At 38.0% G+C, this 26,084-nt stretch carries 11 protein-coding genes; 10 read left to right on the top strand and 1 reads right to left on the bottom strand.

All coding sequences use genetic code 11. The annotated features are described in order from the left end of the window. Positions 1 to 13 precede the first annotated feature (13 nt). The 9 genes from H514_RS0115585 (at position 14) to H514_RS0115535 (ending at position 13,058) form a co-directional block, all read left to right on the top strand. Positions 14 to 727 carry a WecB/TagA/CpsF family glycosyltransferase gene (locus tag H514_RS0115585; RefSeq protein WP_027447793.1) on the top strand — a complete coding sequence of 238 codons (714 nt, stop codon included), beginning with the start codon at positions 14 to 16 and terminating at the stop codon, positions 725 to 727. A gap of 239 nt (positions 728 to 966) precedes the next feature. Continuing rightward, positions 967 to 2,064: a glycosyltransferase family 4 protein gene (locus tag H514_RS0115575; RefSeq protein ID WP_027447791.1), complete on the top strand. Its 1,098-nt coding sequence runs from the start codon at positions 967 to 969 to the stop codon at positions 2,062 to 2,064. Positions 2,065 to 2,231: 167 nt separating this feature from the next. Continuing rightward, complete coding sequence (locus tag H514_RS0115570) at positions 2,232 to 3,581, top strand: O-antigen ligase family protein (RefSeq protein ID WP_027447790.1); 1,350 nt, start codon at positions 2,232 to 2,234, stop codon at positions 3,579 to 3,581. Positions 3,582 to 4,003: 422 nt separating this feature from the next. Next, positions 4,004 to 5,149, top strand: a complete 1,146-nt coding sequence (locus H514_RS0115565) for an S-layer homology domain-containing protein (RefSeq protein ID WP_027447789.1) — start codon at positions 4,004 to 4,006, stop codon at positions 5,147 to 5,149. Positions 5,150 to 5,163: 14 nt separating this feature from the next. Then, complete coding sequence (locus H514_RS0115560; protein ID WP_027447788.1) at positions 5,164 to 5,628, top strand: hypothetical protein; 465 nt, start codon at positions 5,164 to 5,166, stop codon at positions 5,626 to 5,628. Between the two features lie 50 nt (positions 5,629 to 5,678). Further along, the gene (locus H514_RS0115555; protein ID WP_027447787.1) at positions 5,679 to 8,978 is read left to right on the top strand and encodes an Ig-like domain-containing protein; all 3,300 of its coding nucleotides are present in this window, start codon (positions 5,679 to 5,681) and stop codon (positions 8,976 to 8,978) included. A 1,680-nt stretch (positions 8,979 to 10,658) separates the two neighbouring features. Further along, positions 10,659 to 11,369, top strand: coding sequence for a hypothetical protein (locus H514_RS0115550; RefSeq protein WP_027447786.1), 711 nt, complete (start codon positions 10,659 to 10,661; stop codon positions 11,367 to 11,369). A 735-nt stretch (positions 11,370 to 12,104) separates the two neighbouring features. After that, positions 12,105 to 12,755 carry a hypothetical protein gene (locus H514_RS0115540; protein WP_027447784.1) on the top strand — a complete coding sequence of 217 codons (651 nt, stop codon included), beginning with the start codon at positions 12,105 to 12,107 and terminating at the stop codon, positions 12,753 to 12,755. Positions 12,756 to 12,800: 45 nt separating this feature from the next. Continuing rightward, positions 12,801 to 13,058: a hypothetical protein gene (locus tag H514_RS0115535; RefSeq protein ID WP_027447783.1), complete on the top strand. Its 258-nt coding sequence runs from the start codon at positions 12,801 to 12,803 to the stop codon at positions 13,056 to 13,058. 39 nt (positions 13,059 to 13,097) lie between these two features. On the opposite strand, the gene H514_RS0115530 is transcribed toward H514_RS0115535, so the two are convergent. Beyond that, positions 13,098 to 16,484: an S-layer homology domain-containing protein gene (locus tag H514_RS0115530; RefSeq protein WP_027447782.1), complete on the bottom strand. Its 3,387-nt coding sequence runs from the start codon at positions 16,482 to 16,484 to the stop codon at positions 13,098 to 13,100. Between the two features lie 257 nt (positions 16,485 to 16,741). Between H514_RS0115530 and H514_RS0115525 the strand changes: the two genes are divergently transcribed. After that, positions 16,742 to 25,924, top strand: a complete 9,183-nt coding sequence (locus H514_RS0115525; protein WP_027447781.1) for a hypothetical protein — start codon at positions 16,742 to 16,744, stop codon at positions 25,922 to 25,924. Positions 25,925 to 26,084 lie beyond the last annotated feature (160 nt).

The raw sequence follows: 26,084 nt of genomic DNA, 5'->3' as shown, positions 1-26,084 counted from the left end.
GAGGGAGTTCAACATGACCAAAGAAGAATACATGGGGGTGCAAGTCTCCCCCTTATCCTATGAAGAAATCACCCAACAACTAAAACAACGCGTAGCACAAGGGGAGCAATCCACCATCATTGCCGTGAATCCCGAAAAAATCATGAAGAGCCAAACCGACGAAACGCTTAGGGACCTGATTAACGGATCCACATTCCAAATCCCAGACGGTGTCGGTGTGTTACTCGCTTCACGATTAAAAGGAGGCGACATCAATTCCCGCGTTACAGGTGTGGATATGATGGATAGACTCCTTCAATTATCAGCGGACGAAGGCTACAGGGTCTTTTTCTATGGCGCAAAAGAAGAAGTTGTAACCAAAGCGATTGAAAACATCCAACAAAAATACCCGGCAATCCAAGTGGCAGGCTACGAAAACGGCTATGCCCAAGATCAAGAAGCACTCATTCAAAAAATTCAAGATTCAAACGCCGACGTGATGTTCGTAGCCTTAGGAAGCCCGAAGCAAGAACTATGGATTCGTGAAAACAAAGAGCGTCTTCCCGTAAAAGTGTTCCAGGGAGTTGGAGGCAGCTTCGACGTCTTTGCTGGCCACGTAAAACGCGCACCAGCCCCGTTCCGCAAAGTAGGAATGGAATGGTTTTACCGCCTAGCAACAGACCCAAAGCGATTCAAGAGACAACTCGCTTTACCCAAATTCCTATGGCGCGTAATCACCAAAAAATAAAGGAGAGGCTTGCCTCATAGGGACAAGCCTCTTTTCCACGTTAAAAGAAAAGCGCAAGCGCCCGTTTAGCAGCGAAGGGACTGGACTGAGCCCGTAGTGCGATAAAGGAAACACGATGGGCTTTAGCGAATCGATGTTGACTTATCGCACGGAGGCGAGGGAAGTCCATTCGTTGCTGGGCGCTGGAGCTAGACATCACTGAGCTATACACTTTTCGAATAAAAGGAGGGGGGATGCCCATGAAAATAGCTCACCTCATTTCAGGCGGAGAAACCGGCGGGTCAAAAAATCATCTCCTTAGCCTACTCGCGAGCTTTCCAAAAGTAGAAGTCACCCTAATCGCGATGCAAAAAGGAGAATTGTACGAGCAAGCCAAAGAGCAAGGCATCGATGTGCAGTTGCTCGATCAAAGCTCACGATACGATCTTAAGGTCCTTACAAAACTAAAAAACTTCATAAAAGAGAATGGCTACGACCTCCTTCACACACATGGTCCACGAGCCAATCTCTATGGAGCCTTAATCATAAAGAAACTCAACATCCCATGGGTCACCACCATTCATAGTGATCCAAAGCTTGATTTCCTAAAAGGCGGACTCAAAGGCAAGATCTTCACCAAAATCAATCTTTGGTCCATCAAAAGAATCGATCATTTCTTCGCCGTTTCCGAGCGATTCAAACAAGATTTAATGGACATTGGCATTCCTGGTGATCGAGTTTCTACTATATATAATGGCATAGATTTTTCCAAATCCTATGCAAAAACGAACCTATCTAGAGAAGACCTGCAACTAAAACAAGAAAATTTCGTCATTGCGATGGTTGCACGTCTTCATCCAATCAAAGGTCACCATGAAGTCTTCGAAGCGATGCAAAACCTAAGCGACCCAAACGTCCAACTCCTTCTAATAGGAGACGGACCAGAACGCGAGGATCTACAAAAGAAAGCCAAAGAACTGAACATCCAAAACCAGGTACACTTCCTCGGTTTCCGAGACGATGTACCAGACATATACCAAATCAGTGACATCGGCTTACTCGCTTCCTACAGCGAAAGTTTCCCATTAGCACTGTTAGAAGCAGCACGGGAAAAGACACCAGTCATCGCAACAAACGTAGGCGGCATCCCGCACATGCTCGAAGACACTGGTTGGATCATAGAACCAAAAGATTCCCAAGCAATAACCAACGCACTACAAGAAGCCATCCAAGAAAAAGAAGAAAGAACGCTCACAAAAAGAGGAGAAGACTTCCACAATCACGCAAGTCAAAACTTCTCTCTTGAGCAACTTGCTGAGGCTACGAAAAAAATGTATAAAAAAATTAAAAAATCATGAAACTTTTAAAGAGGAGTTTCGTCTAATCTGTATGAAACTCCTCTTAATTTTTCCTGTAGAAGAAAAATTGCTCAAATTAAAAGAGAAAAAGAGTGGCAAGAGCTCTTTTTCTCTGATTTCTTACTCAAAAAAATCGCAACCCGAAAAATAGAGGAGTGTAACATCATATGGCAGGTAAACATTCACTGACGTATTACTTAATTCTTTTACACATCATAATCATTCCGTTAGTGCCAGCAAAAGTATATGTAGGTCCAATCCCTGTGTCAGCACAGGTCGTTCTGATACCATTACTCACGCTAGCAGTGGCATACGAATACATGAGGAAGCGTGTTGAGTTTAACACCTTACCAATCAAGATGTTTATGACCTTATTTGGTTTATTCTTTCTTGTTCAAATCATTTCATTAAGCCAGGCTGTTTCAATCATACCTGGAATTAAAGAAATGGTCCGCTATTTATCCTATGTATTCCTATTCTTCATTGTAACGAAAGTGAAATTCTCAAAACAGGAGTATCATGTATTCGCTTTTACCTTCGTAGCAACAATTGCTGCAGCAGGTTTATGGGGGATTACATCCTATGTATTTGACCTCAACCTGAACAAAGCAGGAGTTTACGCACTCGAAGAAGCTTACGGGCGTGTTCATGCAACGATGACAAACCCGAACTATTGGGCTGGCTTTGTGAACTTCATTATTCCAATGTTACTCTTATTCGCTGTTGTGCGTTTTAAAGAACGAAAATGGCAATTACTTATGTTTGCCGTATTTGGGATCTATGTAATTAACCAAATTTTCACTTACACACGCTCGGCATGGTTGATTATGGCATTAGCAATCATCCTTACATCATTGTTGATTCCGAAACAATTCTATAAAAAGTTGTTTACCATCCATTTAATCGGGGCAACGTTACTACTGGGTATAATTGTCTATAACCTACCAGATGTTCAAGAACGTACCAGATCCGCAATGTTCGTTGTACAATCTTTCCTACCAGAGGATACACAAAATGCTAATGGTGACGGGGAATTGTCAGAGGATGAGGAGAAAAACAAATCCTTTACGAACAAAGCAGTGGTTTCTCGTACAACCCTCTGGAAAACCGGCTGGGTCATGTACAAGGAGAACCCTGTACTAGGACTTGGTATCGGGAATTATGGCGAACGCTACAAAGAATATGTGACAAAATATCCAGAATTATACGTTGGTCATGATGAGTATTCCGTCCATAACTCCTATTTAAAGGTAGGAGCAGAAACGGGTACAATAGGGTTAGTGAGTTTTCTAGCAATTTACGTCTATTACTACTTTTTCCTTGGCAAACAATTCATATTACATCGTAGAGATCTTACCAAGAAGTTATTGCTTATCGGATTGTTTGTCGGAAGTGGTACCTATGCTGGGCAAAATCTAGCGAATAACCTAATATTCATTCCACAATTAAATGTACTATTCTGGTTAATATCAGGATTAATCTTTAATTATGTGCATACATTATCTGATGATGCATAGACATAGTAAGGTGTCTGTCAATATATTGAAAAACTGATATTGTGTTACTAGCATAACCATGTTATGCTAGTAACTATCATTGATTGAAAAGTTGTAATATTTTTTTAATTGAAATTTTCCGAACTCTCGTGAAAATTTCAGGGATGTTACAGAATATATCAATGATCTACCGATCTATGTAAAAAAACAGACAAAATCTGCACATATTAGTTGACCTCACTGCTAGATTTGGTAGAATTAAATTGCGAGATTTTCCAACCACCCCATTCATTATCTTTATAGGAAATCCTATGAATTATAGGAGAGGGTTGGAATGAAAGTGTGATTTAAGGTTCATTATTTAGAGGGTTTATCGCTCCTCTAGAACCTTATATATAAATATAAATGTACTAAAGTACATATTTAAGGGAGGAAAAAGATTAATGGCATTTCAACCAAAGTCTTATCGCAAATTTATGGTTGCATCTGCTTCCGCAGCATTAGTAGGTAGCGCTGTAGCTCCAGCAGTTTCAGCAGCAACTGCAGCTGAGGATTTTTCAGATGTAACTGAGGACACACGTCATTACGAACACATTAATGCTCTTTACGACATGGGAGTTGTATCAGGTTACACTGATGGAACATTCGGTCCTGACAACAACCTAAAGCGTAGTGAAGCAGCTGAAATGATCTTTACTGCTCGCGGATTTAACGTAGACGCAGATTACGAACTTACACTAACAGGTGTACCAGATCGAATCGACGGTATCGTTGCAGAGCTTGAAGAGCATGGAATCTTCGAAGGTAACGCAGAAGGTGAGTTCAATGCTGATGTAGAACTTACACGTTCACAAATGGCAAAAGTTGTCGTTGAAGCTTTTGATCTAATGCCTGAAGGTGAAGTTGAAGAGTCTGATTTCAGTGATCGTGGTGAAACTTCACTTAACACATATGTTGATGTAGTAGCTCAATTAGGTATCGCTGACGGTTATACAGATGGTTCATTTGGTGTTCATGATTCCATCCTTCGTAAAGACTTCTCTAAAATGCTTCACAATGCATGGAAGCTTTGGAATGAAGAAAACAGTTCAGTAACGGTAAACGAAGTGGGTACAGTTACGAATCTAGTAACAGGGGTGTACTCAGTATCTCTACCACTTGAGAATCTTGATGGTGCTACAACTGACTCCGAAGTAACATTAGATGTTGATGGAGAAACAGTTACACTTGAATATCTTGCTGATGAAGAAGCGTTCTATAATGGCAATGTTCAAGGTTATACAGAAGCAGAACTAAAAGATGCAGAAGTTATTTATGATGTTGAAGATGACACAGAAGAACCTTCTGAGCCTTCTGATCTAGGCACTGCTGAAGACCTTGGTGGCGAAGCATTGAAACTAGTACCAGGCGTTTACACTTTATCTATTCCAGCTGAAAATGTAGATGTGGCTGATGATGCAACTCTATCTGTTACGATCGATGGAAAGACTAAAGAACTAGAATATCTTGCTGAGGAAGATGTTTACTTCACAGACGTTAACGCTGACTCTGAAGAAGCTGTCCTTTCCGGATCTGTTTCAGCTAACTAATAAGGGTGATTCTTTTGAAAAAGAATTTTTTACTAAGTTCAGGAACTGCAATTCTTTTAGCAACTTTGGCTACTTCTAGTTTCGTACAACCGGTAGAAGCTGCTTCAGAAGTAACGATTGAAACTGTAGTTTTTGAACATGAGGGCACTGAATTCACAGTACCTTTAACAGATTTTGCTAAACAAGTGACGTTAAAGTCTGGTGACTTTTACGATTTCTTTAAAAATGATGACCCAACTATAAATGCTGTTGGATTAAGCACGGGTGATTATATCGATTTCCGTGAATATGCGAAAAGAGTCACTTTTAAGGAATCTACAGAAACGGTACAAGATGTACTGAATGATCTACCAGATGTAACTGATATCCATGTATCTGATAATACTATCGCATCTTATCAGACTATTAACGGATACAACTCAGACGGAGAACCTGTTTTTGAAGAAGCAGTTACTCCAGAAGTCATTTCTATAGACTAGTTATCTAGTTTTAAAAAACATTTAAAGATATTAGGGAGGATTCAATTATTATGAAATCACCATTTAAAGTGATGACGACGGCAGCACTAGCTGCAACAGTTGCAGTACCTACACTAGCAGCAACACCAGTTGCGGCAGAGGAAACTTCAATTCAACACGTAGCAATTGAAACAGCAGACGGTTCTGTAGTAACTGTACCTTTCATGGACTACGCAAAAGCAAAAACATTCGGTTCTGGTGAACTTGGTGAATTTGTTAATGCTGAAGGTAACAGCGTAGTAGCAGTAAGCGTTGCTGAAGGCAAATTTGTTACAATCTCAGCTCTAGCTAAAGCTAAAATCATGGATAGTGACAAAGACACTACAACTCTATTAGACGAGCTTGACGAAGATGCAGAAAATCTAGTAGCTGAAGAAGAAGTTACAGATTACACTGCTTATGAAGATTTAGGTGAAGATGTAGCTCCAGCAGTTGAATCTGTAAGTGCGAATAACCTTTCTCAGTTCACTGTAGAATTTAACACAGAAGTAAGTGAAGCATCTGCTACTAAGGCAGAGAATTATAGTGTTGATACTGATGGTTCTCTAGACCTTACAAATGCTTCTTTCGAACTTCAAGCAGACGGTAAAACAGTACTAGTAACAGTTGTAGATGGTAACGAAGCAGCTCAGCAGGAGAAAGTTTCAGTTACAGTTGAAAATGTAGAAAACACTGAAGGTGCTGTAATCGAAGATACAACAGTTGAAGACGTGAAATTCTTAGACCAGGTTGTTCCTACAGCTGATAGTGCAGAAGTAGTTGGGAACGACACTATCAAAGTTCACTTTAGTGAGCCTATGGATGTTGCATCCCTTGAAACTAAAGGAAACTATGAAGTAAATGGTGGAGACCTTTATATCAAGGAAGTTAACTCTATCAACAACGGTCGTGAAGCAAATATTGTACTATACTCTGACCTTGAAGAAGGCGATGTAGATGTTTCCGTTGATGGTGTAGATGATCAAGCTGGATTTACTGTAGATGCTACTGATTTAACTGCAGAAGTTACAGTTGATGACGAAGCACCACAGGTAGTAGGTTACAAAGACGCTACACCAAATGGCGTAACATTAGTATTTAACGAAGACATTGAGCTTGCTGATGGAACGGCTGCAAACTTCTATCACACTAACTCAAATAACCCAGTTGATAACAATATCACTGCTTCTGATATTGATGGCAATGAGTTAACATTAGACTTTACTACCAACAACCTACCTGAAGGTACTGCTTATATTTACATCCTAAAAGAGAGTCTAAATGACCTTTGGGATAACGAAAATAACCAGATCATGCACAAAGTAGAAGTTGAAGTGGATGAAAAAGCTCCTACACTTGATGATTTCGAAGTAAAATCTGAAAGCAAAGTTGAACTAACTTTCTCTGAGGATGTAGCCGATGTTGAAGCTTCTGACTTCACTCTATTAGATAATGCTGGCGATGAAGTTGAAGATGCTATTGACTCAGTATCAGTAACTGATAATGTTGTAACTGTTAACTTCGAGAATAAGCTAAGTGGAGATCATGGTCTAGTATTTGAAGGTATTGAAGATATCTCTGGTAATGAGATTGATAAAACAACTAAAGGATTTAATGTTGACGACTTAACAGCACCTAAATTCTCTGACTTTGATGTTACACTTTATGGTGCAGGTACAACTGACCAAGTAGTACGTGTTGACTTTGGTGAAGAGATGGCGACAGATGGACAATATTCCGTTCTTGATGCATCAAAATATATTGTAAATGGTAACCCGCTTTCTAATTACAGTGTTGACTTTACAGTTGTTAACAGTGGTAAATCTATAGAAATAGAAGTACCTAATGATGCAAATGATGGTGTTGACCTAGTTTCTGGTTCTAACCAAATTGAACTTGCACGTGTTGCAGATGCTGCAGGTAATTACACAGATCAACTTTCCGCAACTAAGAACCTAACTAATGGTGATGCATCTACTATTGGTTATTCTGCTGAACTAATTTCTGATGAAGAAGTTAGAGTTACATTTGACGCAGAACTTGTTGACTTTGATGCAGATGACCTAATGATTTATGCAGACGAGCTAGGTGGAGATGCTGCTACAAATAATGATTACGATGGTTCAAGTGAGAAATTATCTGTATCTAGAGTTTCCACATCACTAAATGCTAAAGGAAACACTGTTGCTGTATATACGCTAAACAGCAAAGTTAATGAAGATGCTTATAACACTTATCAAACAAATGACCTACGTGTTACAACTGTAGCATCTGGTTTAACATCTAAGAATATCTATGGTCAGAAGCTTGCTGCAGATGATGATGTAGCAGTTACTGACAAAGCTACTCCAGTACTAGATGTAACTACTGTTGCGGGTGCAAATGCTCAAGATGTGGTACTTCAATCTAAATCTTCTACTGAAAACAAAATTGATATTACATTCTCAGAAGATATTGATATTGACACAGTATCAGCTTCTACATTCGATGTAGATGGATACACTGTTGATTCTATTGTTCAAACTTCAGATAGCGATGTTATTACATTAGTACTTGATAACTCAGGTAACTATGAGGCTCCAGAAATTGGAACAGCTATCACTCAACAAGCATCTCTTAAAGATGTTAATGGTAATGTATTAACTGGTCTATCAACTGAAATCGTTGACGATTCATTACCTACAGTATCATCAGCAACTACAGTAGACGCTGATGATGATGGTCAGATCGATGGATATACTGTAGTATTTGATGAAGCTGTTAAAGATAGTTCAGTAGATATTTCTAAGTTTGATGTAAATAGCTACTCAAACCTAGCATTTAATACTGGCTCTACATCAAATGATAATACTATTACCATTACATTTGATGAAAGTGGTTCTGTAGACTCAGATTCTACTCCACAATTTACAACTACTTCTGCTGGTGCAATTACAGACCTAGCTGGTAATGAATTAGCTACTGTTGCAACTGGTTCTGAAGTAGATGGTGTAACTGCATACTTTACAAGTGGTGAACCTACAGCTACTGCAGGTACTTCACCAGCTATTGACCTTACTGCTGATTTAGATGTTGCAGGAACTGCATACTATGTAGTGGTTGCTGATGGTGCAAATGCGCCAACTGCTGCTGAAATTAAAGCAGGTGCAAATTATAGCGGTGTTACTGTACAAGCATCAGGATCTTTATCAGTAACAACACCTGGAACTCAAGCAACTGGTTCTGAAACTTTAACAGCTACTACTGCTTATGATGTATATTTTGTAGCAGAAGATACTAATGGTACAAACCTTAGTACTAACGTTGTAAAGAAAGATGTTACTACTAACTAATTAGTCGAAACGTTACTTCATAAGTTCTTTATTTGAACGAAAGAAGTAAAGAGATTCCCTATGAAATGGTTTTTTCCATTCTTTTCTTAATGGTACCATTTTCATGGGGTTTTTCTTTAACTATCATTTGGAATATTTAGGTGTAATTCCTAAACATGGTAACAGCTTATCAATCATGTGCCTAATACTCCTGTATCCTAGAATGCTCTAACTAGCTGAAAGGATAAAGTCAGGTGAAGTCGTACTCAGTAGTGAGGCGGGGCTCTTTAAAAGGTGGCTATGACTAGTTAACGAATCCATGTTGATCCAGTTTGAGCTAATAGATATTATGAATAGCTAGTAGTTTAGTATCTATCTTTTTGTTTGAAATAACAAAAAGGGATTGGAATAATTTTAGCTGTTAAACCAATCCTTCTCAAACTGAATAGTGGAAGGCTAAGGTCATCAAAATAATGGATACAAATGATGGAACGTTTGAAGTCTTACTAGAAGAGGTGAGTTAGCACTGAAGAGGCTAGGAAGATGGCAGCAAGTCCGTAGTAGTGTTGATAGCATGCCGTTTGAACTCGTAGTGGTAACACAGGCGAAGAGGATAAAACTTGCAGGAGTGAAGGGGCTTAGTCAGTAATAAAAGAAATATCCCCAATATTTTCTCATGAAAAAGTTTATTATTTTTGGTGGGATAAGTTTTTAAAAGGACTTATCCCACCATATTTTTTGTTTAATTTTAAGGTATGATTCATACTTAGCTTTTATATGAAGGTGGGGGAATATTTTTATAAAACGCGTATGCTGTGAAAGCCGCACGTATGGTGTAGGGTCCACCGAAAACTAAATGGTTAAGCTAGAAGCAATCCCACAACATCAGGTGTTAGTGTCGATTCTGTAACTGCAGTGCCAACGTAATGTTACGGATAATGGAGGTAATACCTAAGTAATCGAATATACTATTAGTTCGGGTAATGCTATTTCTGATAATAGTATTACCATCCCTGTAACGGTTACGCGGAATCTAATTCATCAGATTCTGTAAACACAGAAACGAAAATATTAGGCAACAACGAACCTACAAATCAGGCCCAAAATGTACCATTCGTTTGATACAGATACTACTCAAAATCAATTTGCTGGTACAATCAACTTTGAAAAACGCCAAGTGAAATTGATAGATATGAAGTCACTATTACAGATAACTCAGGTAATGTACACTAAATACGTGACAGCTGACGGAAGTGCATCATATTCAATAACAGTTTCTAATTTTACCTTAAATGATAACAGTAATATTACGATCAGTGTAACTATTAATGCAGTTAGTAATATGACAACACTTGTTACACAAAGTGTCTCAGAAGCGTAATTTAAGTTCAGAAGGACAAACTATGATGATAACCTCTCAGAATTATTTTGAGAGGTTTTCTTTATTAAAACATAATTGTTAAAATTTTATTCTAAAAGTAAAATATATGGTAACCGATAATAATATTGTATCAGCTGATTATTGGGGATAATCTACTGACGGATCGCCGTATGCGGTGAAAGCCGCCTGTGCGGTGAAGGCTCGCTCGAAAGCCATGATAAAAAGAGAAAATGGTATAAGACGAGAATAGCGATGTAACAGCACCGACATTAAATCATGCTAGAACATTTGGAACAAGTACCGATGTCAATCAGATTAATATGTGGTTTGATGAACCCATAAGGTTTACGAATGATGAATCTAGCTTCTTAAATGCAGTAAGTGCTAGTATATTAGACCTTACAAATGCGTCAGCAAGCATTACAGATAACAAAGTAACTATTACGCTAGATCCTAGTCATGTCTTGCCTCATGACTATGAAACAGGTGATTTAGCAATTTCCTCTGGTGAACTTGAAGATCTATCTGGAAATGACTTTTCTGTTACTGGGGAGTACATTTATGATGGGTGGACTGAAACGGTAACTAATGTTACCTATACTGATGCAACATCTGGTGGAAGTGATGCTACAGACATTAAAATCGCTTTTGATGATATTGCGGGAAGTGTGGATGAGACACAATCACCACACCGTGTTCTTAATTACTATGTTGCAGTTTTTGCTGATGGTACAACATATGAAAATGCCGCACATCAAATCTCTGATAATATGAGTAGTCTTTATAATTCTGGTGCTGCTGAAGATTATCTAGCAGCCTTAGACCAGTTAGTATCACAAAACCGTTTGAAAGAAATTCCTGCAACGTCAGGTGATGATGGAGTTATAGCTGCATTACCATCCAATCTAACAACATTCAATGAAGTAAACATTACACAAGGAAATTATGAGGTATTTGTATTAGCTGTTGACCATGCTTACTGGGGTTTTTCAATCTCTGAGAATTATCTAAATGTTGAAGTTGGTGACTAAAGAAAGAGTGGACGAGGCAATTTATTGGTTGCTTCGTCCTTCTTTATTTTAGCCCGAGTGCCATCAATTTGTGGTTGTAGAAAGAGGTGAGTATATGTATTTAACAATATTTTCAGTAGGGGCATTTATAATATTTGTAACACTATTTCTGATATACACGCTAAGATTGATAAAGAACTTGTTCAAAAAGAATTTTGTTTTAAGCAAGAAACTAGCATTGAAGCTATTCTACATAAATGCATTTTTTGTATATATTTTAATTGGATCTGATTTGTTCATAGCTCCTATTTATAGAATGAGTAATGCCCAAGTAGCTATATGGCTCTCTTTAGCAATTGGCGTCATACTATCCATTCTAATGATATATCTAACTAGGATAAGTGCAAGAAAGAGTATCAAACTATTAAAGGTAGTAATCACATTACAAACTATAATTATTGGTGTATATGATTTACTATTCTTATATTCATTAGTTATTGATTTCAATCGTTTGTTTATTTAAATAACCTGTCTTCTTTTGCATTGAGTATGTGAGTATTAGTACTAGGCCTAACCTAAGAAATTAAAGAAATAGGAACAAAAAAGCGTTTAACCCCCTCTAATAAAAGGAAAAACCTAACTGTAAACATTATTCAATAGAACCAAAACCCTACATAAGAATCATTGAAATGACGCGGTTTATGGCTTATTGTAATAATAAGTAAGTTTATATCTACATCTATTGGAGGGAACAAGTTGAAATCTATTAAACTTTTACTAGTTGCTTTAGGTGCTATGTTGGTACTTGGTGCATGTTCAAATAATGAGTCTCAAGACATTGAGGAGCTTGATGTAAGTCAAGAATCTGAAAAAGATCAGTCAAATAAGAAGGAATCCGCTGAAGAAAAAGGAAATCAAACTAGCAGTAGTGGGTCTGGAGGCAGTGATTCAGGAGGTAGCGGATCACCGGAAGAATCAACAAACAGTAGTGAAGAGAAAGACCAACAAAGTAGCTCCTCGGAATCTGAAGGAAAAACGAAAAGTGGAGGGGGCTCCTCTGCTGATAAAAACGAAAATAATACATCAGATCAAAAACAAGATGACAAACAAACGAATGATTCAGGTAACACCACAGGTCAATCATCTAACAATACAGCAAGTAGCGAAGAAAGCCATAAGTTAAGTGAACTTAAAGGAACTGCAGTAGAAGTCATCAAAGGCGTCTATGCAGTAAGTGTTCCAAAAGATCAGCTGAAAAATGTATCTAAAGAAACCAAGCTCACGTTTAAAGCTGGTGACAAAACATATGAACTCAAGTATGAAAAAGATATCAATGCGTTCGCAAACCTTTACATTGACGATAATGATCTAAAAACATTGAAAAAAGGAATTGTGATTACAGGATAAAACCTTCATAATATTAGAAAAGACAATAAATAGGGGGAATACATCATGACAAAATTAACAAAAGAACTTAATGCAAAAGTAGTTGATCTAGATGGGATTGCAAAAGCAGTTTCTATTGACGCTGAAAAATTAAACTTAGGTGTTCGTAATGATCTACTATTAGAAGTAGAAAATGGTGAAGACAAGCAATATTACGCTCTTGAATACGTAAAAGAACAGAATGCTTATTTTAACCCACAATTACCATATAACCTTCCAGATGAACAAATCCTAGAAGGTTCTATTAAAATCAACCAAAAATAAAAAGAAGCCAGCCCTTCAAAATATGGGCTGGCTTCCTTATTATTCTGGTGAAATTTCGTCTCCAGTTTCAAGTACCTGGAATGATAGGTTATCAACAATGTTATTGGCCTGATCACTGAGTGGAGATTCTTGAATGAATGCTTGTCCCACAAGGTCCTCAATGTTACTAGAGGAAACTTGTAAATAGAGTGAACCATCTTCTACAAAAGTTTGTTCCACTGGATAGGAATCATTAGCAAAAGTAAGACGGTTTACGGTTGTTTCATCAATATCCTCTGTAAGTGGCACCTGAATGTAAGCTACACCTTCATCAAATCGGTCCTCATGAACGCTAACCATTTTTTCACCACGATCATTATGTTGAATACTAGCAGCAATGCCATCTTCCGCACGTTCCATAATGGGCTCTATTGTTTGTTGGAATAAGTTCTTCGTTTTCATTACATTGCTCGTAGTAATATAAACAGGTTCTCCATCAAAACGAGCATCACTCTCTAGTAATTCTGTAAGTTTTAATGTAATGGTACTAGAACCCTCATGGTTAGCATAACCTGACTCTTCAATGTAGATCCTTTCACCTTGATCTAATTCTTGGTTTCCATTCTCATCTGCAAAAGCAACGAAATCTTCTTGATTTAAATAATAAACCTCGTTATTCACCTTAATATTAATCTCCCTAGGATTAACAGCTTCAACACTTTCAACTTTGAATTCTTCTTTAGGACTTAAGTTAATCGTGTTATAGAATCCATCTGTGCGAACTCCTTGGCTATTAGCTACTTTACCAATTACAAGACTAATTTCTTCCATACTTTGAGATTGAATAGATTGGCTTAAGTACTGTAACTTCTCTTTCCAAGATTCTGTTGCATCCTCAGAGTATTGAATAATAAGCTCAGCATTTTCACCGTTATTATAGGTTTCTAAGTCAACTTGTACACCTTGTGTTTCCCTAAGCTCATTTAACACGATACGTTTATCCTCTATAGTAAGTTCATACTGTCCTAAATCTTCAACAGAAAAATCCCCGCTAGTTTGCATAGACTGTTGGAAGGAAATACGGAAGATCATCTTGTTTTGGTTAGCGAATACAGACCCCTGGAAGTTCTTAGGTGCATTTACGCTTTTAGCTTCAAATTCAACAGATGATTCTTGCATTTCATTTCCAGACATATCTTCAAAGTCAGTGACTGTTAAGTTGTACTGATCTTCTTTTAACGTACCTGGCTTTTTGTCTAAAGTAAGCTTATAGGTCGATGGTTCATCGGTAACCCTCTCAACTGATGTAATGGCAATTGATGTACCATTTGAATCTTCAAACGTAAATGAGTTTTCTAGGTCACTCATTTGTACAGGCTCAGAAAAGGTTGCATGAATTTGTAGACTTTCCTCATTATTTGCATCACCATTGATTAACGAAGCACCAGTAAGCTTTGGTTTTACAGTATCTTCTCCTACACTTAAATCCTCAGAGATCACATCATTAGTGTGATTCCATAAATCTATTAAAGCTGATGGTGCAATACGTAATGTAGACTCATCTGTAACAGGATGGTCTTGTTTTGTATAGATCCAAATCTCATTTTGGTTTTGATGTTTAACTTGTAATGCTTCAATGTTTTTATCGTTGGTAGAAACATAAATAAAAGTTGACATGAAGGCATCGTCATAACTGAATTCCACTGGCTTTTCAAATTCTGCCTTGATGAGATGAGGGTGCACAACGGTTACGTCTGATAATTTAGGGAAATCTCTACTAAGTTCTTGATCAAACGAATAGGAAGTGCTTACTAGTCTGTTGCCATTATAATCCTTTAGTTCAGAATCAAAAGAAAGATCTACTTTTCCTTCAGGTAAACGATCCTCAAATGTAACTAAAAGCCTTCTTCCTAGATCATAACTATGAATAGATTGTACAGAATTTTGATCTACCTGAATGGAAGATAAGATTGAACGATTCAATACCTCGTCACCATCCTCAGCGCCGACATCCATAGGTTCAGAGAATGTTATTTGGATTTGTTTTGGCCCAATTGGCTGCACCTTTATGAGAGAAGGGGATGTATCATCTTCAACTTGAACCACTTTAGTGTTCTCTTCTTCTACTATATTCTGATCAAGAGTTAATAAAATACGATCATCTTCAATTCGCTCATTTGTTGTTAAGGTAATAGTTTTTGCTTCCTTATCAACCTGAATACCCTTAATAGAGACACCTACGTCCTCATTCGATTCTAGCTTGTAAGAAGATTTTTCTGTAAGGACATATTCGTCTTTTGGCAGTCGGCTAAGTTCAATCGTAACTTCTCTAAGGTTATTCGCCTCAACACTTTCAATCTCCGTTTTAGGCTCCTCAGCAATAACAATAACTGAAATATCCTTCTCAAGCCCCTCAATCTCACCTCCTACTTCAAAACTACCTTTACTACTAAACTCCTTATCATCCCATATAATAGGGAAGGCTTTTGTCTTGTCGTTCTTGAATGTAACATCTACTTTTTCCGGAAGCTCTAACTCTTCACCAAGTGTGTACTCGATTGGATCTAAACTCTCAACACTCTCTATCTGGTAGCGTGACACCGTGATCGTAATCGTGACTTTTTCCAGTGTTCCTTGAACTAGTCCAGTAAGAGTATAAGTACCTGGTTCATTCAAATTGAGTGTAGAAGGATCCCACTGAATATCTTTCTTCATAACGGATCCATCTGTTAGTAACACATTTGCCTCTTTAGGAATAGATGGTGTTTCCCCAAGAGCGATGTTTAGATCATCGAATTCTTGAACTCGATCAATATCATCCTTCGTAAGAGAACGAAAAAGGAAAATAGCAAACTGTCCACGATTCACCGTATCTTTAGGAGAAAAGCTCCCATCTTTCATCCCTTTGGTAATATTGTTGTGATAAAGCGAGATAACGGCCTGTTCATAATCAGCATTCACTTCACCAAAGTCAGGAATAACAGTAGTTTGATTATCAAGTGCCTTCAGATCAAAAGCACGCATCAACCACTCAGCCATCTCCTCACGAGTTAGTTCAGCATTAGGTGTGAAGTGATCCTCCTCAACAATAATGCCTTTATCTAGCAAACTCTTTAAATAGGGTGCCTCACGTGAGTTTGGATTAACGGAATCGAAAGGAAGATCGGATTCTTCCACCTCATCCGGAAGTTCTAACTTCAGAGATTTAGAAAATAAAATAGCAGCTTGCTTTTTGCTAAGTTTCACATCAGGTCTATAGGTCCCATCAGGGTAACCGTTAATAATTCCTTCCTTCGCTAAAGTCGTAACACTTTCATATGTAGAATGACCTTCTTTTATGTCACTAAATGGGTTTTGATCTGCAGCTTGTACAGCAATCGGTGCAGAAATTGCACTACCCGCTAAAATCGCAGAAGAACTTGCTTGAAACAGCTTTTTCCTATTCATAATATCCTCCTATAAATATATTTTTTTCCATTTTAAGAGTACTATAAAATCCTGCCATAAAACAACATAAGACAATAGATTTATAAAAATAGGATAAAAAGTAACATTTTATGATGAAAAAGTTTTGTTTTCGACAAATTACGACACTCAAGTGATTAGGTCTTTTGTTATACTAAGAAACGTTTTAAAAAATTCATAGAAAAGGAGAGATTATGTGTACATAAAAAACCAAATTTCTGAATTAGGAGGTAAAAATAGTGACAAAAGCTAAATCAAGAACATATGCATTAATCATGATATTCTTTCTAGTTATATCCACGTTCTTACCTTATGTTCCTGTCACAAATGTTCAGGCAGCAACAACGGATATTACCATTACACCAACAGCAGGATATACCATTAACTCAGATAACCCAGGTGGAATGGCTATCACGCCACTAGCTGATCAAAGTAAGTCTGATTACATACAACTCAAACAAAATAGCTCAGGTGAGTTTACATTTAATTTAGCTGATCTAAAGTTTGCAGTAGAAACGGGAAAAGACTATTTAGTAGAGTCTAAGTTATATGTGACAAACTCAGATGGTCAGCAAAAAAAGTTATACGATCAAAAAAACTTTTCAGGAAGTACATTATTAGCCAAAACAAATATTGATTTAAGTCAATTAGCACTTCAAGAATATGATATAACGGCTGCTCCACAAGGTTTTACATTTAACCGCTATTATTATGCGTTTAATCAAAATGGAATTATAGCGAGTATGGACGCAAGTACTTCAAATCTTGTTACAACGATTCAGCCAGCAGCGGTGATGTACACTGCTAAAGATGAATCAGGGGAAAAATATAATATGATCAAGTATGACCCAACTACAAGCATTGATTTTTCAGAAGAAATCAGTTCTGTAGTGAAATTGAGTGTTCCTTCTGATTCTACTACTGACAGAGGTATAACTCAGGTTAATTATGAGGGAGTTTATTCAACTGGATTACTAAGCGCAACAGGGGTTAAGTCCGTTTATGTTTCCCCTTCTTCAGACCTGACAGTGTTCGGAAATGAAAATGGGGAACCTTTTATAAAAGGGGGACTTAATGTAAGTTCTGACTACCAACTTGACTTCAGTTCACAAGATTCAACTACTGACGATACAACTGATTCAACAACAACATCGACTCTAGATACAATTGACGGATTTAATGTTGTAAGTTTTATGCATGGGAATATTTCAAATGTTAGCAACGGGGAAGCAGTGTATCCTGATGCTGACGTTAATAAGGATTTGTCCCTTTCTGAATCATTTACACTAGAAGATACAGCTACCTATCAATTAAATCTTGTCTACCAATTAGAAAAAAATGGTGAGGTATTCTTATATGTGTACACGGATACTCTAACAGGATCTGAGTTTAAAGCATTATCTTCAGTATCTATGGATCAGGCATACAACCAATTGTCCATTAATAAACCAACGGGTGTATCGGTGGATAAATATGTACATGTTCCAAATGTTAACCAGAGTAACTTTACTTTTTTTGATCCAATAGGAATTGAACAAATTCTTTATGACTCTGATGTATCAACACCTTATGTCAAACTTAAAGGTTCAAATACAAACGATGAACTGTTCCACATGGTTGAACAAGTAGATCTAAGTTCAACATCAAGTCTTGATTTTTCCAATACAATGACGTCGCTGCTTACGATTACAATTGATGATCCAGCTGTTACTTCTATTGGTGCAATTGACAATGTTGGGGATAGTTTCACGTATCAAACTGTACTAAACCAACCGATGATTAAGGTTACACCAGGGACCTATCAAATGGATGTAAGTAAAACAACAGGCGATTATCGTTACACTTTTCACACGAGTAAACAACAGATTAGCTCAGATATAAAATTCCAACTTGCAGATAGCATGAGTTCAGCGAGTGTCAAAATGGATTTGAGCTCTTCATCATTCTTTAGAGTTGAACACTTATTGCAATATGGAGACTTTTATTTAAATTACATTGCAAATTCTGCGACTAATGAGCATCTTAAAGGATCTATAACGATCGAAGACCAAGCGGAGGCAATGACTCCAGTTACCGATGAAAGAACTTATTTAGTAAACGACTACTATAATGGAGATCTACAACCTGGTGACTACACCTACACGTTTACGTACCCACTTCCAGGTCAAACGAATCCTGTAACGGTAACGGAACCATTCACATTAGGGGATACCACAAGTGAACCTTCAATGGACTTGTCGGTTAAGCTAGTCGATGATACAACAGTTGAGTTTGGTGGTGTCGGACCAGCTAATCAGGAGGTTATGGTTTCTTTATTACAAAACAGTGTCGAGCTCCAAAGTCAACAAATCAACACAGATGATGTGGGTTTCTTACAAGGATCTTTTGATATAAGTAGTTATAATGATGGTGAATATACGCTTTCTCTACAAGACCCTAGTTCAGGGGCAGAAACGACAGCATCATTTACGCTTGATACATCATCAGATAACACAACTCAAGATCCATTAGCTTTACAGAACTTAAATGTACAAACGGGAAGTAATCCTTATATTGAATTCACAACCGGCGACCAAGATTATTCAACAGCAAATCAGCTACACTTCCAAATGTCTGGAAATGTACTGCCTGGTGTGATTCAAGACAATGTCCAAAATAACTTTAATAAGAGTGTAGTATCGCTAAACAACATAGACGATGGTGCAACGGTAAACTTGGATCATGTAAACAGTTCAATAAAGAATAATAGCGATAGTACAGACCCGAACTTCCTTTACACAGGCTTACGTTTGGCAACAGGAGCAACACTTCAGGCAAATACAACATACCAGATTACATTTGAATCTGAAGCTGGAAGTTCAATATTCTCTAACGTTTTAAATAATGTGTATGCTGATGCTGCAGCAGAAAATACAGAATTAAGCATCTGGAACCAGACAACGGATCAAGAAACAGAAATTGCTCATCAGACAATCCATGTTTCAAATCCAGATATTACAAGTACAAGCACACCAACCTTAAAACAGTTTGGTGGAAGTAATGAAGCAGTATTAGTAGGTAACCAAGTTCAAATGGACCTTGGTAGTACAGATAATATGAGCAACATTGAAACGTTAAAAGTTGTACTTGAATCATCTGAAATAAACCTGCAAGACTACGGATTCACTTCAACTTATAACGAAAATGAAATGACAACAACTACAAATGTAAGTAGTCAAGATCTTGTAAACATTAACATTACGAAAGATACAGCCTTTAATAGTGCTAGTTCAGTATTAACAGTTCAAGCAACAAACAATGATTTCACGCAAGTTGTGGATCAAATCATTAAAAATCCTGATGCAAACAGTTTTTATGTATTAGGGTATAATGCTTCGAATGAACTAGTGGGTTATAAAAAGCTTGAAACAACAAGAAAAGAAGTGGTTATCGATCCAGCATTTGAGTTTAATTACTCGCAAAAAACACCTGCGATCGGCCGTTTCGAATCGGTAGATGTAGATCATACATCTTCTAAGTCCTTCCCTGTAGAGGTGATCAATACAGGCGACATGAACAAAGACCATGTCATTGTTGAAGGAAAAACGACTTCAGCACGTGGAGAAACTTATCCATTCTTACTCACCTTGACTAGAGGAGATCAAGATGGAAACTTTAGGGGGGACTTTTCAATCGTAGGGCACTACAACGAAAGATTTAAAGGTGTGCCTTCCGACTTTGATAAAGCGACCTATGAAACAACGACATTAACAGATGACAATCGTTACGATGAACTTCCTGTTGATCCAGGAGTGCGCAATACGATTACGTTTAATTACTCGAATTCAGCAGGCGATACTGTGTCGAAAACGTTCGATTGGTACCCAGCTGATTCACCAGATATCTTTAAAGATGGAAATATTCAAGAAACGATCACACCACAATCTGAACAAATCACTGTAGACTTACGTCGATTCAATGGTTCCATGGACAATGCAATAGTGGAATTGTATCAATTAGGTAGTGATGGAACGAAAACGAAAGTAGCAGAATTCGATCAGGCTATCAATAAGCAGCCGAAGACAGTAGAAGATACAGATGAAAATGGGAATGTTGTGTGGACAGGTTATTATTCACAAGTAACATTCACCCAAAGTGAAGCGGCTCTAAACAATCTTGCTTCTTTAAACAGCCAAGAATTAGTCGCAAACGTGAAGTATAAACAAGAGTACACAAACGACAGTAATGAGATTGTATCAACTGTCTCCTTTGAAGAAGGTGTTGGGTCTGTCAACCTAGTTACAGAACCACTCCGACCACATGTGTATAATGATGGCGAGACCGTAATCAATGACCAAACGTATTATACATTCACAGTTGATTTTGACCGTAGAGAAGTAGCGGAGGCAAACTTCACGTCACAAAACCTAGCATTCTATAATTACGTTGGAGAAGCACTCCCTTTAACGGAATCTACAGATTATTTGTTACGAGGAAACCCTGAGCGTACCTCAGATAAATATCATCGTTATCAATTACTCGTTTCAAAAAGTGCTTATCAACCAGGTATGCAAGTGGAAATAAGCGGTGTTACAGATACATTAGGTTCTACAATGAAGGAACCTACACGTGAAATGTTACGCATGTACACGAATGTAAATAGCCAATTAGTAGATTCAGAAGGAAACATTTTATCTTCTAAGGTACTAATGGCTGTAAGAAATAATGAGATTCCTGACATCTTAAATGGTGAATGGGATGAGGTAAATCGCTATCATTTTGAAGTAGATAGCTTAGGGAAGCTTTCGCAGCAATTGGAAGCAGGAGCTTATACGGTCATCGGTATGAAAAATATTGGTGAGGATCAATTTACTTCTAAACATTTTGGATTCGCCATTCCGGTTCAATCGATCGATCAAGTGTATCAAAAAGACATTGTTGTACCAGCATCTAATGTCACAGGAAATATAAAACGCAGCAGTGATTATGAGTTAACGGAAACGTTAGCTTTTATGAAACAATCTTACGTAGATACGTATCAATCTCTGTTGAAGCAAGCGAAAGATTCTAGCTTAACAAAAGAACAGCGCGATGAGATTTGGGGTCAAATTCAGACAATAGAAGATCTGTATTTGGTCACAACCGTTACAGATGTTAATGGTCATTTTGATCTCTATCTTGAAGAAGGAAATTATAAGTTACTTGGTAAACAAGTAGGGCAAGATATTGTGCCCCCTTCAGCAGAAACAACATTTACGGCACCAGGCGCTACTTTAAATGATGTAACGATTGCAGAACCTAGCACATTTATGGTGCTAAAAGATTTTGCAGGGAATCCAGTTAGTGACGCACATGTGGTGATTTCTGGGCCAAATGGTTTTCAGGTTGCGCCAGTTACAAATGAAGAAGGTAAAGTTGGTTTATATCTTCCTCAGGAAGGCACCTATAATGTAAGACATGTAACGGTACAGAATGAGAAGGGATCACAACTATTTCCATTAAAGGATTCCAAGCCAATTGAATATTTAAGTACAAATACGCAGCTAGAAGTTCAGTTACCAGAACCTAATGTAGATTTTGAGTTCACAGTCAACGGATCTGAAGTAATGAGTTCAGATTACGCTTCTCTTACAATTGAAGAGGTTGTCGATGGATCAACGGTAAGTTCATTTGGAGCTTCATCTTATAATGGGGAATTCTCAGCTTATCTACCTGCTGGTGATTATAAAGTTTCTCATTATCAGTTTGATCGTATGGAACAAGATGTGAATCAGCCATTTACAGTACAAGCCGATACCCCATTAACCCAAGCCATTAATATTGGTGAAAACTTCAATGCATATGTAGAGCTTGTTGATGAACAAGGGAATGGGTTAGCTGGTTATCATGTAGAAGTAGGAGCTGAGGAACAAGGCTGGTATGAAAGTGGAACGACAAACGAAAATGGTAAGTTACTCGTAAGTGTCCCACAAGATATTATCTCTGAAAATGGTACTCAGATTACTGTTGAGGGATATGAATACCAAAACACGTGGAATCGTTTAGAAAATCAAACATTTATGATCGATACGTCCAACTCTGCAAGTGATCGAGCTGGAACAACGATTCGTTTATCAGCACCGAACTTAAATGGGTATGTAATCGATCCAGATACAGAAACGCGTATTACCGATGCTTGGTTACAGGTACGCAACAAAACAACGCAACAGTCTTATTCTTATCAGATCTCAAATGAAGGTGAATTTCATGCTTCGATTCAAGAAGCGGGAGATTACGTTATTGAAGGGGTAGGAACAAGAGAAAAATGGATTGAAATTCAATATCCATTCACAGCAAATACGAACACAAATGGTGATATCCAACTTGTAAACCAAGATGGAAATGCACTGCCGTCACCATTAGAACTAACAGAAGTACAACCAAACTTCTTCGGTCACCTTTATCAGAAATATGATAGTACGGGCCAAGGCGTGCCTTACACAGGTCAGTACGTTGAAATGATCTTGAAGGAAAAAGGTGTGAAAGAAGCAAACTATCAACAATATCCATGGCTTTATGAAGAGAATATCCAAGTAAATGCAGATGGCTATTTTGAAGCAAATCTAGATAGTACAAAAGAATATGAAGTGATTGCCATTGCAACGGACCAAGAATACTATCGTTTTGATTCTGGTATCACGATTCCGTTAAGCACAACAGAGGCTTATGAGTTTACACCGCAATCCACATTCACATTTAGCGGTGAAGCATATACGTATGAGAATGCCCAATCCATTATTGATGGAGATATGTGGCTAGAAAAAGTTACAGACAACCAAGAAAATCGTGAAGGAACATCCGTACGTCTCCATGACGGAGGAGTCTTTGGACAAAACCTTCAAGAAGGCAGTACCTATATCATCCGTGATATGTATTACCGTACGAATGAACAGGAACAACATAATCGTCTTGAAATGAACAAAGAAATAACAATCGGCCAAAATACAAAAGGCTTAAAACTACAGCCAAATGTAAAAGGTGTTATTTCTCTAGGAGAACTTGCAGCAGAGAACCAAGAACGTATGGGAGCACTAATACGTCCGGTTTATACGCAAGAAGACTTTAATGATGAAGCCGCTTATCAACAATATAAAGACAATCCATGGCAATACGAAGTTTGGACCGATATGAAGCTAGACGCTCAAGATCCAACGAAAGCAAACTTCTATGCATTCCTTGAAGAAGGAACCTATAAGCTACGAGGGTTGGATGTGAATGGATCATTTGTTGATGTAAATCAAACATTCACAATTAATCGTGATGGATCTTCAGATAACGTTGTGATGAATGAAGGGGAGTTCCAAACGAAATATCAAGTCACTATGGATTATACTCCAAATGTGACAGGGTCCGTTCAAGAAAATGGAACTGCCATGAAGAACGCACACGTTCAAGTAGTTAAGCTGACGGACGAATGGACGAAAGATTATGACATCCAAAATTACCATGTAGGTGTGAATACCAACCAGAATGGCACATTCATGCTAAACCTTGATGATGGAAACTACCGAATTGAAGGCTATCATACCCAAGGACAATGGCAAGGAAGTCAATGGGTTGAAGGGAAATTCGTACCAGTACGTAAAGAGTTCACAGTCTCTGGTCAGCAAGTAACGAGTCGAAGTGGAGAGCAACGAACCAACATCAGTCTTGAACCAAACATCTATGGCGATATTCAGATGGACGCTGGTACAAACTCTACGAAATGGTTTACCATTCGTGAATGCACAGACCAGACATGTGAGCAATTTGAATCTGGCGAACCATATTGGGGAAATACTGCATCTTCATCAACCGAATTTGCAGCAATGCTTAAGGATGGCCATTATATGGTGACAGAAGCAGGTGCACATAACGATTGGATTCGTACGAATACGCAATTTGAAGTAAGTGACGGTCAACTGGTTGGCTCTGATCGCTTACAGGTTACAGAAGAAGAACCAAACTTTGAGGGAACGGCCTATTTAGATAGTGATCAATCTACAGCGCTAGAATGGGGTTGGATCAATGTAAGGCCAGCAGATTCGAGTGATCAAGATTGGGGAAGCACATTCTCGATTAATACGAATAAACATGGTGAGTTCTCTACGAAGTTAAAAGATGGAAGCTGGACAATCGTTTCCTTTGGTAATCAAAATACTTGGAAGCAAGTCCAAATTCCGTTCACAGTAACAAACGGGACAATCGAAAGTACTGGAAATGGAATGACTCAACAAGACGGAAGCATCTCCATTTACCCACCAGCACCAAACGTAACGGGTACAGTGGAAGACAAACAGGATAATCCATTAACAACAAATGCTTGGATTGCCATCAAACCCGCTGATGCTGGAACACATGACTGGGATCAGGTACGTTGGACTCAGTACAAAGCAGACGCTGGTAGTTTTGAAATCACATTGCCAACTGGGAAATATAAAGTTGTTGAAGTGTCTAGTCAAAACACATGGTATAAAACCAACATCCCATTTGAGGTACTACAAGGTGAGACAACAACGCTTCAAGTAACACCTCTAGAACCTACATTAGAGGGAACGGTCTACAAAGACTCAACTGGGACAAACCTTATTCAAAATGGCTGGGTTACAGTAGCACGTTTTGATGAGCAAGGCACTCAAACGAAGCTAGATGGCTCACAGATTACAGACAGTGAGGAACAAAAAGATCCAAATACTAATGTTTTCTGGAACCATACAGAAAGTACAGAAATTAATGAAGGTCAATTTGATATGGTACTTCAAGATGGGCGCTATAAAGTCATCTCAGTTGGAGGCGAAGATACATGGTATTTACCGAATAAAGAATTCACGATTCAAAATGGAACGATGCAGCAAATCACCGTTCAAAAGCCTGCTGATAATGTAACGGTTACACTGAAAAACGTTCCAGGCAAATACCAGTCTGAGCAACCTTACCTTATGGTTACGCGTTCCATTGATGGTGAGACTTACGGAGTTGAACTCAAGTTCGAGTCAGCAACGGACAATTCCTACACCTTTAAAGGCACACTTCAAGATGGTACCTATAACATTGCGTCCTTTATTGGTTCAAGTAACTTACCGATAGAGGAACAGATTGATCTACAAGGTTCAGGCGAGTTTACCATTGACCTAGGTGGATCTGCATCTCAAAACCAAATGGTGACAGGAGAAGTTCTACTAGGTGGCGAGGATGTTACTACAGCCTTTAGTCTTGAAGTCAAGGATGAAAATGATAAAACCAAAGTCATTCATATTGAACAGAATGGAACGTTCTCTCGTCCATTACGAAAAGGAATGACGTACACCATTACAGGTATGATGAAGCAGAGTGGAGGATATAAAACAGTGAATACTGAACAAACCTTCACGATCACAGAAGAAAATGAAGCAACCATTCAATTAGATATTCAACCAAATAAATAATTCATTACAATGTTCCTGACATGCTGAACATGTCAGGGACATCCTTTTTTACCCTCAACGTCACTGGAGAAGTTTAAAAGGATATTAAAAAAGAAGAGCATCGAAATTTTACGATTACATTTAAATTTCCTGCTTTCTAATAAACCCGAATAGGGGAGTG

Origin of the sequence: Pontibacillus marinus BH030004 = DSM 16465 (assembly GCF_000425225.1) — a bacterium.
Lineage (GTDB): Bacteria > Bacillota > Bacilli > Bacillales > BH030062 > Pontibacillus > Pontibacillus marinus.
The sequence above is the reverse complement of the archived record's forward strand: the minus strand, read 5'-3'. Positions and strand labels throughout refer to the sequence as shown.

Excerpts from the sequence above, each read along its gene's own strand:
- H514_RS0115565 (WP_027447789.1), top strand. The coding sequence starts at position 4,004 with ATGGCATTTCAACCAAAGTCTTATCGCAAATTTATGGTTGCATCTGCT.
- H514_RS0115555 (WP_027447787.1), top strand. The coding sequence starts at position 5,679 with ATGAAATCACCATTTAAAGTGATGACGACGGCAGCACTAGCTGCAACA.
- H514_RS0115570 (WP_027447790.1), top strand. The coding sequence starts at position 2,232 with ATGGCAGGTAAACATTCACTGACGTATTACTTAATTCTTTTACACATC.
- H514_RS0115575 (WP_027447791.1), top strand. The coding sequence starts at position 967 with ATGAAAATAGCTCACCTCATTTCAGGCGGAGAAACCGGCGGGTCAAAA.
- H514_RS0115585 (WP_027447793.1), top strand. The coding sequence starts at position 14 with ATGACCAAAGAAGAATACATGGGGGTGCAAGTCTCCCCCTTATCCTAT.
- H514_RS0115535 (WP_027447783.1), top strand. The coding sequence starts at position 12,801 with ATGACAAAATTAACAAAAGAACTTAATGCAAAAGTAGTTGATCTAGAT.
- H514_RS0115530 (WP_027447782.1), bottom strand. The coding sequence starts at position 16,484 with ATGAATAGGAAAAAGCTGTTTCAAGCAAGTTCTTCTGCGATTTTAGCG.
- H514_RS0115550 (WP_027447786.1), top strand. The coding sequence starts at position 10,659 with ATGTGGTTTGATGAACCCATAAGGTTTACGAATGATGAATCTAGCTTC.